General features: G+C 58.4%; 10 protein-coding genes. 7 read left to right on the forward strand and 3 right to left on the reverse strand.

Annotation, left to right across the window (positions count from 1 at the left end):
• The first annotated feature begins 26 nt into the window (after positions 1–26).
• The 7 genes from THTE_RS11030 (at position 27) to THTE_RS11060 (ending at position 6,985) form a co-directional block, all read left to right on the forward strand.
• A complete protein-coding gene (locus THTE_RS11030) occupies positions 27–1,634 on the forward strand; it encodes a glycosyl hydrolase family 28-related protein (protein ID WP_095415493.1) in 1,608 nt (535 codons plus the stop codon).
• Between the two features lie 351 nt (positions 1,635–1,985).
• On the forward strand, positions 1,986–2,789 hold the full coding sequence (locus THTE_RS11035) for a choice-of-anchor N protein (protein ID WP_095415494.1): 804 nt from the start codon (positions 1,986–1,988) through the stop codon (positions 2,787–2,789).
• Positions 2,790–3,072: 283 nt separating this feature from the next.
• Positions 3,073–3,327: a hypothetical protein gene (locus THTE_RS11040; protein WP_095415495.1), complete on the forward strand. Its 255-nt coding sequence runs from the start codon at positions 3,073–3,075 to the stop codon at positions 3,325–3,327.
• Positions 3,328–3,436: 109 nt separating this feature from the next.
• Complete coding sequence (locus tag THTE_RS11045; protein ID WP_095415496.1) at positions 3,437–4,237, forward strand: hypothetical protein; 801 nt, start codon at positions 3,437–3,439, stop codon at positions 4,235–4,237.
• A gap of 14 nt (positions 4,238–4,251) precedes the next feature.
• Complete coding sequence (locus THTE_RS11050) at positions 4,252–4,977, forward strand: YdcF family protein (protein WP_157732031.1); 726 nt, start codon at positions 4,252–4,254, stop codon at positions 4,975–4,977.
• A 296-nt stretch (positions 4,978–5,273) separates the two neighbouring features.
• Positions 5,274–5,930 carry a response regulator gene (locus THTE_RS11055; protein WP_095415498.1) on the forward strand — a complete coding sequence of 219 codons (657 nt, stop codon included), beginning with the start codon at positions 5,274–5,276 and terminating at the stop codon, positions 5,928–5,930.
• A gap of 161 nt (positions 5,931–6,091) precedes the next feature.
• A complete protein-coding gene (locus THTE_RS11060) occupies positions 6,092–6,985 on the forward strand; it encodes a WecB/TagA/CpsF family glycosyltransferase (RefSeq protein ID WP_095415499.1) in 894 nt (297 codons plus the stop codon).
• Positions 6,986–6,992: 7 nt separating this feature from the next.
• On the opposite strand, the gene THTE_RS11065 is transcribed toward THTE_RS11060, so the two are convergent.
• The 3 genes from THTE_RS11065 to THTE_RS11075 form a co-directional block, all read right to left on the reverse strand.
• Positions 6,993–8,969, reverse strand: coding sequence for a thioredoxin-like domain-containing protein (locus THTE_RS11065; RefSeq protein ID WP_095416861.1), 1,977 nt, complete (start codon positions 8,967–8,969; stop codon positions 6,993–6,995).
• Positions 8,970–9,899: 930 nt separating this feature from the next.
• Positions 9,900–10,901: a PrsW family glutamic-type intramembrane protease gene (locus tag THTE_RS11070; RefSeq protein ID WP_095415500.1), complete on the reverse strand. Its 1,002-nt coding sequence runs from the start codon at positions 10,899–10,901 to the stop codon at positions 9,900–9,902.
• A gap of 157 nt (positions 10,902–11,058) precedes the next feature.
• Positions 11,059–12,243 (reverse strand): hypothetical protein, encoded by a 1,185-nt coding sequence (locus tag THTE_RS11075; protein ID WP_095415501.1) that lies wholly within the window; start codon positions 12,241–12,243, stop codon positions 11,059–11,061.
• Positions 12,244–12,869: the final 626 nt, after the last annotated feature.

Consider the following 12,869-nt stretch of genomic DNA (forward strand, 5'->3'; position numbering starts at 1 on the left):
AGTCGCGCATCCAGGGGAGAAAATCTATGCGGTGGCTGAAAACAATGACGGCTTTCTGGGCAGAGCCACATTCCCGACCATCCGTTGGCCGGTTGAGCGTTCTTTCTCTTCTCGTGGTCGTGACTCTGACCCCACCACCTATCGGGAAAACGCAAGAGGCTCAGCAGTTTTCCAAACTTTGGGGCAAAAACGGAGCGCTCTGGTCGCCCTACAGTCGGCTTCCGGATTTCACCTGGGCAGGATACCGTTGGGGCTCGGAGACCTACAGAAGGCCTCAGGAACGGGTGTCGGTCAAGGATTTCGGGGCCAAAGGTGACGGACAAACCGATGACACGGCGGCCTTTAAACACGCCCTCGAGGCCGGAAAAGGCAAAATTGTTTTCATCCCACCCGGAAAGTATATTTTGCGGGACATTCTTTACATCCGCAATTCAAACACTGTGCTGCAAGGGGCGGGGCCGGAGCAAACCGTCCTCGTCTTCACCAGACCCGGCGTGGAAATCGATCCTCGACCCTCCAAAACCGATGGTAATCAGCCCACCACCAACTGGTCCTGGGCGGGGGGACTGATCTCCATTGGCGGCGCGCGTACTCAATCCAAAGACGTGACGAAAGTTATCAAATCCCAAAAGCGAGGGGACACAACCCTCACGCTGGAGAAGAATCCTTTTCGGCCGGGGGATGAAATTCTTCTTACCCTCCGCGATGATGATGCGAAATCGCTCCTGAATTACCTTTATCGCGGCCAGCCTGGCGATATTTCGGGACTGGACAACTGGTACGTGGAACAGGTTTTCCGCGTCGTTGGATGCGAGGGGCAAACGGTGGTTTTGAATCGGCCGTTGCGTTTTGACGTCCGTGGGGAATGGCGGCCAACCGTGGAGCGATTTGTCCCACCTGTGACAGATGTCGGAGTCGAAGGGCTCACCTTTGATTTCCCAGTGCGTCAATACGCCGGACATTTCAAGGAGGTGGGCCTGAATCCGGTGGAGATCACGCGCTATGCTGCCCATTGCTGGTTGAGAGACCTGGTGATTCGCAATGCTGATAATGGTCCGTTTGTTTCGGGTTATTTCTGCACTTTGGAGAAGATTCGCTTGGAGGCCGATCCGGAAAGGGCCTCGCCATCCGGCCATTACACCGGCCACCACGGCATTACTTTCGGCCGAGCTTCAGACTGCCTCTGCCGGGATTTTGAGATCAATACCCGATTCATACACGATCTGACTGTGCAGAGTTCCATTGGATGCGTGTTTTGCTCAGGACGCGGCATCGACCTCTGTTTCGATCACCACCGCTGGGCGCCATACGAAAATCTTTTCACCGATATCGATGCGGGCATTGGAAGCCGCCTGTTTGCTTCGAGTGGCGGGGGCATGCGGGGCAATCACACCGCCGGAGGTGAAACCTTCTGGTGCATTCGCACCCAGCGACCTGTCCGCTGGCCCGCGAGTTTGGGGATTGACGCGATCAATGTGGTTGGCCTTAACGTGAGTGATGCCGCTCAGGCTGTCCCCTCGTTACCTCCGGTCGCCGAGCTGACGGGAAGATGGTGTGAACCGATCCCGCCGCAAAAACTTCTCCCGCCGAATTTATACGATGCCATGCGTGCGCGAGGCGGCGGCAATAACTGACAATCGGAATGCGAAAAGCTTACGTGGAGCGGGCGCGCCCCACCGTGGGGTATTCGCCCGGGTTTCTGTACTACGCTTTTATAAGAGGGTTTCTTTAAAAAATGCGCGGCGAGGGCCGACATGGATCAAGCGTATCGGCATTCGCCCCCTCAAGTGGGGTATTGTTTCTTGGTTTGGCCAGACTATATTTCAGGCGGTGGCGATAACACTCGCCGGGGGCTAATGAAAATGTTGGGACCGCCATCGGGCAAATAGAAATCATGAATTGATTTCAGAATTGATTACTTCGACGGAGCGGCACGTTCGGTTTTTAACGAGAGATGCAGGCAATGCAATGTTGCGCAACCTGCAATGTTGCGCAACCATGGTTTCTACTTAAGCATTTTCGTCGGCGTCGTGCTCGTGCTAGGGGGATGGGCAGGAAAAGCACGGGTTTTCGCGGAACCGACCCTGCAGATCTATCTCGAAGGCGGACTTTACGACACGGTGACAGAAAGCTGGTACCTGGCACCGCCGGGTTCTTCGGCAGGCGCACCATTCCGGTTGTGGATCATTGGTAACACCTCTCAGGGACCTATCGAGGAAGTGCGCCTTTCCATGGCTTATTCGGCCGTCTACCGGGCAAACGGCGTCGATCTTGCCGTGACCATCACTCCGACCACCACAGGGGGGCTATTTGGATTCACCGATCCTTCGACGCCACCCCCTCCCACCTTCCTTCAGTACGGTGCGGAAGGAACTCGGCCGGCTCTGGGAGATGGTTCACCGCTCCCCGCTCATGGGATTTACGGTGAGGGTGTCGTATGGCAGGAATGGCTTCTGGGGGACTTTACGCTCTCCGATTCGCCCATCGGCGATTTCATCAACAGCGTGCCTCCGCCAGGTCCGAAGACAGGTCAAATCAACGTTTATGAGGTAACCATCACTTTCTCAGATGGCTCGAGTGCTCACGGTGTGAATGTACACTTTGACGCGTACAACCACGTGGAAGCGAAAAATCATGTACGGTACCGCTTTGCCCCGTTTTCGCACGACGCTGACGGCGATGTGACGGTTGTGCCCGAGCCGGGCAGCCTTGTTGCTCTCGCGTCTTTTCTTGGAGGCTCGTTAGTCTTCGGGACGGGAACTTTTTTCCGGCGGCGAAAGAAAGGTTGACCAATCCACGTTCAATGTGGTTGCGGTGAAGTCATCGTTGTCGGCTTGCCCGTTCCCATTGGGCAACATCGCGCTGGATGAACGTTTCATTCCAGCAACATCCTGGGATATTCGGCTCGCAGCCCACCTTCTTTTTAAGCGCCTCGGCCAGGTTTTGAGAGTTTAGCGTCGTTTCGGCACGCGACGTGCTGCTCTAATGGACGAGTGTTGGTGGCGTCTGAGGTTCCCCATCGCGAAGCGATTTTGGTTCAGGCTAGTTTTTGTCGCCAGGAGTAAGCGGTCTATGAGTCACCTCTCCTCGTCGGGTCGTCGGCGCTCACTTCGTCGTGGCGTACTCAGTTTCGAGTGGATCCTCCTCATTTCGCTCCTAGTGATCGGAATTATCGGCGGACTGGCGGCCGTGCGAAATGCCCTGCTCAGCGAGCTCAACGATCTCTCCCAAGCGGTTGAAGCGATCAACGTCTGCGGGACGTGCGATCCAGCCAGTTGTCCCCCCGGAAACCCCGATTGCTGCGACGATCCCTGGTGGTGTCCGTGATCCATCCATGGCTCCCTGCCGCTTTGGGCAGTCGACCAGCTACAATAGGGCATTGAACTGGCTGTATCACTACCGCTGTTCGTCGCTTTGGCCTCTTGGATAAGTGTTAATGGAATCGCCCCACGTTAGTGACACTGCCGGCCAGACGGTCGCTCCCGTGGGCGAGAGTGCGTCCACTCACCCGGGGCGGGCCGCTTGCTGTCCTCGCTGGCGTCGCGGTTCGCTTTTAGCAGTCGCCCTGCTCTTCGTCCTTGGGGTGATTTTCCACCGACAGTGGCTGCCCCTGCTCGTCTATCCCCTTTTGGCACCGACGAACTCGCATCCGGGTGCGGCGGATGTTGTTTGGATCCGCAGTTCGGACGGGCACTCTCTGCCTACCGAAGACGCAATTTCGCAAGCCGCGGCGATTCTCCGCCAAAATCCGGACGCCGTTGTTATCTTTACAGAAGGATGGCCGAGCCGACTTGTAGAGCTGGGCGTCCTCCCGCCCATGGTGGAAGTGCTACGGTCGGCCCTCAAGGACTACGGTATTCCTCCCGAGCGGGTGATCGAACTCAAACCCGATCAAGCGGGTTTATGGTACGAAGCACAGGCGGTGGCGAACTACCTCAAACGGCATCCCGATACGGATGTAGTCTTTTTTGTGGAAGAATTTGGCGGAAGAAGTACTTCGCTGGTCCTTCGATCCGCCATGGGTGACGACGTCTATCGCCGTGTCACCCTCGTGGGGGTGCCCCATCCGCTGTTTTCCGCGCAAAACTGGTGGCGTTGCCGGGCAGGCATCAAGGGAACCATGGTGGGTTATCTGTACCTCATTTACTCTCTCATTGAACCCCGGCCGGTGGTATCACCGCAGCCATTATCACTTGACGATTTTGACAGACTGATACCGGAATGTCCGGAAAGCTAAGGAAACCCCGCACCATGAGCCGTCGGTGGATAGCCGTTCTGGTGGTCCTGGGAGTCGTTGGCGGTCTGGCCGCCGCACACCAGTGGTGGCTTCCCCACCTGGCAAGTTGGCTGGATGTCAGCGGTCCGCTGCGCCGTGCTGACTACGCCATGGTGATGGGAGGAGGTGTGGAAAACCGTCCCGTGCTGGCTGCCGTTTTGTACCGGAAGCGCTGGGTGGATCGGATTCTCATCTCGGAAATCAGACCCATCCCCTCACGGACCCGATCCCTCATACCCGCCGAGCATGAACTCACAAAAGCCCTTCTGATGCGCTTGGGGGTACCGGAGGACCGAATTGTCCTGTTGCGGGGCAATCATGCGGCGACTTTTCATGAAATCACTTCCTTGCGCGATGTGCTGGCGGAATCGCCCTCCGTTCGGGTAATCATCGTGACCGACAGTCTCCACACCCGGCGGACTGCCTGGAATGTCCGCCATTTGCTGGGCCCCATGGCCGACCGCGTGACCTTCGTGGGGGCTCCTTCAGAACGCTACGACCTCCGCCGGTGGTGGCAGTCCGGCGACGGGTTCTTCATGGTCACAAGCGAATACCTCAAGCTTGTTTCATACTGGATCCTTTATGGAACGGGCAAATGGTGGGTACCCGGCGTTATCGCCTTGATCCTCGTGCTCGGTATGCTCCGACGTCACCTCACCCGGTACCGGAGAACTCACCGCCTGACGCAGGGAACAGCTTGAAAGAGCACGAGCCGCGGTCCGGAGATTGACGCCGTCCCGCGCGTGCCGCCTCGCTGGTTCATTCAACAGTTTTTGGCCCACCCAAGACGGCCGTTTTGAAAACGTTCCTCTCTTTCGGCCCCAGTCCGCCGCGCAAATTCCCCAAGTTGGTGGTGTGGCACTACCGCACCAGGAGCCAAACTGGTAAGATTATCATGGTGGTAGGGCAACCATCAGTTTGAGGGGGGACGTGGTGGGCGCCAGATGCCTTGGCGGGGCGTCGCTTCAAGGGGATATAAGCTGGGAGATCCATGGCCATGAACGAGGCACAAACTGAACCCAAAAAAATTCGGGTGTTCATCGCTGACGACCACGAGATGGTGCGGGTGGGCCTGCGCGCCATGTTTCAGGGAACGGAGATCGAGGTCGTCGGGGAAGCGGGAACGGGCGAGGACGCGGTCAACTTTCTGCGCAACAACGATGTCGATGTTGCCATCCTTGATGTGCGGATGCCCCATGGCGATGGCCTCAATGCCCTGGGTCGGATCAAGCTCGAAAAGCCCGATCTCCCGGTTCTGATCCTCTCCACATTCGACAACCCCAGCTACGTCGCCCGCGCGGTTGCTTTCGGTGCCCAGGGATATCTCCTTAAAAGCAGCACACGCGACGAGCTTTTGGAGGCCATTCGGGCAGCCGCCCGCGGGGAAAGTATCTGGACCCGGGAAGAACTTCGCCGGGTGGCGGGGGGACTGGCCACGCCCCGGACACAGGGAAACATCGATATTCCGTTGACTCAGCGGGAAAGCGAGGTGCTGCGCCACCTTGCCCGGGGAATGACCAACAAAGAGATCGCTCAGGCCCTCAAAATCAGCTACGAAACCGTCAAGGAACACGTCCAGCACATTTTGAGAAAAATTGGTGTGACGGACCGGACTCAGGCGGCCGTCTGGGCGGTGAAAAACGGTTTGGTATGAATTTGTCGCTCATGCCGGTAGGCTAAACTGGACGGGAGCGAGTTCTCCCGTTTTTTTATCCTGCTATTTCTCTTCCGTATGCCACATTTTCTGGGCAGCGAGAAAATCCTTCCCAAAGATGGTCCTACCCAGTTTCAAGCTTCCGGCTACGGTGGAAAACGATGGCCGTTATCCCCCTATCCCCAGCTAATTTTCCGCGATTTGAATCAGACCTGGTCCTCAAACCGTGGACAATCGAGAGCGGGAACGCTGAGGCGGCGTTTCCCCTTCCTCCCGGGGCGTACTTTCCAGCACTGCCGGAGAAGCCAGCTCTGCCTGAACCGGTGGAAGTTCTGGGCCTGCCTATTTCCCCATGGACAAAGAGCCAGGTTCTCGAGTTTGTGGATTGGCTCGTGCTCCGAGGTCAGCCGTCGTTTTTCATCACGGCCAATCTCCACTACGCCCGACTGACGGCACGGTGGCCCGATCTGAAAGAGATCAACAAAAAAGCGGACTTTATCGTGGCCGACGGAATGCCTCTCCTCTGGGTGGCTCGCTGGATGGGGCGTCCCCTGCCTGAACGGGTGACCGGTGCCGATCTTGTTTGGGATCTTTCCGAGCTGGCGGCCTCTCGCGGTTATCCTGTCTTTCTTTTGGGAGGGACCCCGGGAGTTGCCGAAATAGCGGCACGAAAACTGCTCGAAAGGTTCCCACGTTTGGTCATCGCCGGGACGGCGGCCCCGATGCTGGATACCCTGGAACCGGCGCGCGAAGCGGAGTTACTGGCCCGGATCAGGCACAGTGGGGCCCGAATCCTCTTTGCCGCCTTTGGTCAACCCAAGGGTGAACGCTGGCTGGCCTCGCGTATCGAGGCACTGGGTGTCCCGGTCGCCGTCCAGGTCGGAGCCGCTCTGGATTTTGCCGCGAGGAAAGTCCGTCGGGCACCGCGATTTCTTCAACGCGTCGGTCTGGAATGGGCCTATCGGATTCTGTGCGATCCCCGGCGGCTGGCTCCTCGGTACATGGCCGACGGCCTGTTCTTCCTGCGCGCCCTTGCGCGGATTCAAAAGGGATGAATATCCACTAACGATTCACGGTGTATTCGAGGGTCAAAGTGCTCTCGCCACCATCGGAAACTTCAACGGGCAGACGCCAGCCTTGAATTCCAATGCGGCATAAACCACGGCCGGACTTTTCGCACCAGTAAAACACGGCCACAACTTCAAGCGTCGTGGTGCCGGAGTCCAGCGGAGAGAGCTCGACTTCGATAGGCCCTTCCTTCGGCGTGACCCGAAAGACTTCAAAGCCCTGCCGCGTGTCCCCTGAGGACGCTGACGTTCCAGACTGCTGCAATCGCCGAACCCGAATCTCCACCGGCATGGCCGGATTCAAACCGTGGTCCGGAGGGAACCGGAGATCAAGGCGAATTTTCAGTGGTGATTCCGAACGTACCGAGACTTTTTCCTGGGTGATGAAGGGAACGTCAGCGAAAGGTGGCTCACTTTCACGTTTGATTTGAGGTGCCTGCAGACCTTTGATCGCCACCGTGATGCCCCGAACCGCCGGCGCAAGCTCAATTCGCCGTATCGCGTGATTATTCGTATCAGCCACGTAAAGAACCGAGTCCGAAGCAGGTGAAATCCCAGCCGGCTCATCGAAACGGGGTGGATCGTCGCTGTTGCCCGGCTGGGTCTCACCGGCCACGGTCACGGTCTCCCCAGTCTCGGGATGCACCCGCTTGATTTTGTTGTTGTACGTATCGGCCACATAGAGAAATTTCCCTGCATAGCACAGACCTATCGGGTGCTGAAGCAGGACCTGAGGGGCGGGCCCGTCCCGATCCCCAAACGTAAACAGCCGCGCAGCCATCAAACGGGCGGTTCCCACCACCGTTCGAACCTCACCGCCTGCCTGCAGCGGCACGGCACGGATGGAACTTCCTTCGCTGTCAGCCACATAGAGCCATCGACCATCGGTGGCCAGCCCACTGGGCTGTGCGAACGAAGCGAACCCCAAAGCGTACGGTGATGGCGGGAGAAGCGGCCCGTCGACGATATCCTCACGGGCATTTCCCGCATACGGACCAATCCGGCTGAACTGCGTATCCATCCGCCAAATCTGGTGACATCCCGCCATCGCGATGTAGATCCACTCTCTCACGATGCACAGATCCCATGGGCTGCTCAATTCGGTGGTAAGAGGAGCTCCCATGCGCGCGGGTGGGGGGCGGCGCAGTTGACGACCCGTTCCCGCGACTGTTCGCACAACGCGTTTTTCCAGATCCACCGCGCGGATCGCATGGTTTTCGGTATCTGCTACTAAAAGGATTTGGCCCAGGAGTGCCATTCCCTGAGGACTGGAAAACTGGGCTGCCTCGAACGTCCCGTTCCGGAGGCCCGGCTCCCCCGACCCAATCACGGCGAGAAGATCTCCCTCCAGGGTGGTCACGACAATCCGATGATGCCCGGAATCCGCTATGAAGAGCCGTTTTCCCGAAGAATCGACGAGAATTTTGCCGGGAAACCGCAACGGAGTGGGTTCAACGCGGCGGGCAAGCGTCTCGAAATGAATCGGGGTGCGGTCGAGAGTGCCGCGTTTGTCGTAGTATGCAATTGCGGGCCGCAGGAGCCGATCCAACGCCTCGAACGTGGTCTCTCCGCTTTCACCCCAAACGACAAAGCCTTCGGGATCGATCAGAACCAGCGTCGGCCAGGCGTTAACACCAAACCGCCGCCAAATTGTCATGTTGCGGTCGTTGATGACCGGATGCTCGATTCCGTAGCGCAAGATGGCCTGCTTGATGTTGTCCGTGTCGCGCTCTTCATCGAACTTCGCAGAGTGTACGCCGATTACCACCAGTTCCCGCGGATACTTGGCCTCCAGCTTCTTCAACTCGGGAATGATGTGCATGCAGTTGATGCAGCAGTATGTCCAGAAGTCGAGAAGGACAAATTTGCCGCGAAGGTCTTCCCATCGCAGCGGCCCCGCGGTATTCAACCATTCCACGTCTTCTGGCAAATCCGGAACAGGATGACGCACTGCAAAGGGTGCTGCTTCCATAGTCAAACCTTTATTGGCACAACCAAAAGAAACTAAATTGAGCGTGCACACAAATATGGCAAGTAAAAGCCACGAGCGACCATACCTCAGGAATCCGCTTTGTGGCACCCGATCTCGACACCGCTGGGAATTGTCGGCGATCCGGATCGTGGGATTGGAAGGTCTCCACAAAACCATGGCCATATCCTTCGCGCCTGACGAAAATGGCACAACGTTTCTTCTCATTCCCATTGAAGATTTCTTCCCGGTCTCCAGAGGTCCGGCTGGAGGTTGAAACGGGCCTGTCATCTTCGTGCCCGCGGGTCGTGGAAATGACAAACGGATTCCGATGGCCCGAACTCCGATGGCGAGATCCGTCCTGGGATTGCCCAATCCTATACCCGACAAGGCCGCTGGGACAATAACCACCAACGCTGACACATCCCCACTCTTTCTCAAACGAGGGGGACGCGGACGTTCACACGGGTTTGCGTCGAAGCGAAATTCAACCCGGGGGAACCTGCTTGCCAGGTCCGCTTTCGGAGGGACGTGCCGGTCACGTCCACTTTGCAACGTTAGACCACCCATTGGGTTTCGGCGGGCATGGCAAGCGTCTCCCTGCGCGTTCAATGGACGCCGTGGAAGGCATCCCTCCGACAGACGCAGATGCCGCCCTGAGCGATCGTCCCGTTGGCGTCCGAATCGTGAGAAGCACTCAAATGTTCGGTTCCATTTGCGGGCCCATTTTATCCGGGCCCCGGGACCGGTAGGGGCAATTCATGAATTGCCCCTACAGCACGTTGCGCTTGTGGCATCTCAGAGGTTATTGAGAAGCAGGAATGACTCGGGCACCCACGGTGACGATTTGCCCTCTGAGCGGTTGTACCGGAGGCCGAAACTGATACATCCAGGAACAACTCGGCCGGAGACTGAAAAGAGCCTGCGAAACTGTTAGGAGGCCTGAGAGAGCTGCGAGACGAGCCTTGCAAACTCCTGCTGGACTCTCTGTTGAATCCCCGAAGTGTCCGGGTCACTGGAAAGGGCTGCCTGCCGAAGTGCCAGTTCGCTGCAGAGAACCACCGCCCTGCAGGTCGCATCATAGTTAATGGGGAGGAAGATTCGCAGCCGGGCGGGCAAAAATCGCCTGCGAAGAAGCGCTGCCTGGTCAGGCCGAATTCGGCCCTCGCGCACCTGCTCCTCCAGATACCGCACAAAGGACCCGTACTCTCGCCGCAAAATAGCGATCACCACCAACACGGCGACAAGCCACGCCAACCCGTCGACCCAGCCGGCGACGCTGACCGGAGAATAACCCATGCGTTCGCTGAGAAGCAGCACGGCCCCGTTTCTTAGAACACGCACACCGTACACGCCACTCCACAGGGTGATTGCCGTATGCCAGCGCTGCCACAGTTTAGGACGGCTTTGCGCCCAGGCCAGCGCGGCCCCGATGGCCGCCCCACAAAGCGTGGTCATGAATCCCCCAGCAACCACGCGATTCACGAACACGCTGGCCATCCCGCCATATCCCGCCGGCTGCCACCCCGCCAGATAGAGATAAAACACATTCTGAATGGCGGCGAACCCCGCTGCGATGACGCCCCCGTAGATCATGGCCTCCGAGAGATAGCCGAACTGTTTGCGGAACATCAGCATCACCGCCAGAATGGCGAGCGCCTTAAGGCCCTCTTCCACAGCGGGAGCCACAAGAAGAAACCGACGAGGCACCTCCAGGGCCTGGCTTTCCAGATGAAACGCCATATTCCAGGGCACAAGCAACCCCAGGAATAAATTAGCGAACACCCCGGCCACGAGCCCCCAGCCAAACACGCACCCCAGTAAATAGGTCTCCTGCCACCGGTACCGCTCCAGCCAGTAGAAAAACCAGGCAAAGCAAACACCGGCCAATAGAGACCCAACAGTGCATATGAGCAATCCGAGGGCTTCGCTCATCCTTGCTTTCCCTCAGTCAAAAGTCAGAGCGTCACTGATAACCCACCTCCCGAAATAAACAGGTGTCATCTTCCGCCCCCAAAAGCCCTAAGGCTCTTATGGCACGTTTTGCCACAAGCGGGCCCTCCAATCGGGAGAGTTCTCGCAGTGCGTTATCTTAACGCCGCCGGTCCCGCGAGCCATACCCCGATCGCCGACTCCTCGCTTCCAAATTCTTCTGGATAACATAGCCAACCACCTCGGCCCAACCGGGCACCGCCTTGTGCGATGGTCGCGGAATTTCTTCCTCGTCGGTCTCGTGGGCTTCCTCCTCTTCTGGCTTGCTCTCGGCGGACGTTACACTACGCCGTTTTCGCTGGGGCGCGACCTCGGGTTCCTCCCGAACCGCCTGGCTTGGCTCCGCCTCTTCTGGAGATTCTCCTGTTTCCCCGTTAGCCTCCGCACCACTAACGGCAAGCTCCACGATCTCGGGAAGCTCTTCTTCAAACGGTTCCGGAGATACCGGGGCCACACCGGAGCGTTTCTTTCGACGTTTTCTCCGGCGTTTTTTCTTTTCCCCCGTTAGAGCCTCGGCTTCTGACGCGGATTCCCCGGACGACACATCAGCCACAACCGGTTGAAGCGTGGCTGTATCCGCCGCCACCGCACGCCCCGCGGAGGAGGGCGTCAGAATTTCTTCCACCACCGGCACAAGTGGGGCAGGAGGGTTTTCTCCCTCCACGGGCGCGACCACCTGCTCCTCCAGCCAATCGCCCTGCGGAGTGACCTCCGCCTGGACCACCTCCCGTACCTCCTCCTCCGGTGGCAAGGTCACCGCCACCACAGACGCCTCTTCGAACGGCTCGGGAGCGATTGTCTGTTCGACTGGTGCAAACCATTCCAGAGCACCGGTCGATGGGGCGACCGTCTCGGAAGTGCCCTTCTCTCCCGTTGGCCGGGCGGTCATTTGGTCGGACGTGACCCCCTCGGCCGGGGCTGCCGTCTCTTTGGGCCGTAGCCCAAGCTGGGCTGCGATATCGTCCCAATCACCCCCCGACCGACTCCGCGGCGTCCACCGGCGCAAGGGAATGCGATCCGGGATTGCTTCGAGCGTGATAGGCCCCGGCGATTTTCCAGACGCCTGGGTCACCGCTACACTCGGCTGTTCACCAGGTTGCTGCGATTCCGATGGAGTGTCCCGTTGATCCGTCGCACTCCCTTCCACAGGCGTGGCGGACCCGGAGGAAGGCTGCGAAGACTCCGCACCGCTGTCCCCCGGCCGAAGTCCGAGGAATTCGGCCAGCTTCGCCCACGGATCATTCTCAGTTCGCTGCTTGCTTGATGATTCGGACGCTTCTGCCATAAGTGCTCAGGTTGCCCAAGTAGCCCGGTAACCAGGCGCAGGACCGCATTAACGAGGAATACCTCCGCAGGAGGCAACAAAACGAGGACGACTCACTGCGAGTTTTTCTTAATTTTTCGCATCTTTTAATATACGCCAGCCTTCTGCCCGTGAAAAGCAAGCCCGCCGCGACGTGGGAAGCCTTGCCAAAGGGACTACCTCCACTTTCCCCCGTCGATAGGTACGCGGAGGCCACATCGGCTTACGTCAACCCGGAGGGACGTGCTTGTCGCGTCCGCTTTTCAGCGTTAGGTGATGCGGTGTGGTTCGGTAGGCTCCATGGAGTGCGGGGCTTTAGCCCCGCTTTCATCGTGGGACTTCAGTCCCCGCTGAAACGGAATGGACGATCAAACGTTGAACGGCGGCCCCGACAAGCGGGGCCCTCCGAGAAATCATTCGGAGGGGCGCGCTCGTCGTGCCCGATGAGGAGGCATGGTTCATCGATCAGTTTTCATCGGCCCCGACAAGCGGGTCCCTCCGAAGAAGCGGCCCCGAGAAGCGAGTCGCTCCGCACGCGGTAGGGGCGATTCATGAATCGCCCCGAAAATACTTTCATCAGGGCCAAGCGGTATGTCGGTAGGCGCAAT

This window comes from Thermogutta terrifontis (assembly GCF_002277955.1).
Lineage (GTDB): Bacteria > Planctomycetota > Planctomycetia > Pirellulales > Thermoguttaceae > Thermogutta > Thermogutta terrifontis.

Bases quoted from the DNA above. Each gene is read 5' to 3' on its own strand.
- THTE_RS11035 (WP_095415494.1), top strand. From the start codon at position 1,986: ATGTTGCGCAACCATGGTTTCTACTTAAGCATTTTCGTCGGCGTCGTG.
- THTE_RS11060 (WP_095415499.1), top strand. From the start codon at position 6,092: ATGGCCGTTATCCCCCTATCCCCAGCTAATTTTCCGCGATTTGAATCA.
- THTE_RS11070 (WP_095415500.1), bottom strand. From the start codon at position 10,901: ATGAGCGAAGCCCTCGGATTGCTCATATGCACTGTTGGGTCTCTATTG.
- THTE_RS11075 (WP_095415501.1), bottom strand. From the start codon at position 12,243: ATGGCAGAAGCGTCCGAATCATCAAGCAAGCAGCGAACTGAGAATGAT.
- THTE_RS11065 (WP_095416861.1), bottom strand. From the start codon at position 8,969: ATGGAAGCAGCACCCTTTGCAGTGCGTCATCCTGTTCCGGATTTGCCA.
- THTE_RS11055 (WP_095415498.1), top strand. From the start codon at position 5,274: ATGAACGAGGCACAAACTGAACCCAAAAAAATTCGGGTGTTCATCGCT.
- THTE_RS11050 (WP_157732031.1), top strand. From the start codon at position 4,252: ATGAGCCGTCGGTGGATAGCCGTTCTGGTGGTCCTGGGAGTCGTTGGC.
- THTE_RS11045 (WP_095415496.1), top strand. From the start codon at position 3,437: ATGGAATCGCCCCACGTTAGTGACACTGCCGGCCAGACGGTCGCTCCC.
- THTE_RS11040 (WP_095415495.1), top strand. From the start codon at position 3,073: ATGAGTCACCTCTCCTCGTCGGGTCGTCGGCGCTCACTTCGTCGTGGC.
- THTE_RS11030 (WP_095415493.1), top strand. From the start codon at position 27: ATGCGGTGGCTGAAAACAATGACGGCTTTCTGGGCAGAGCCACATTCC.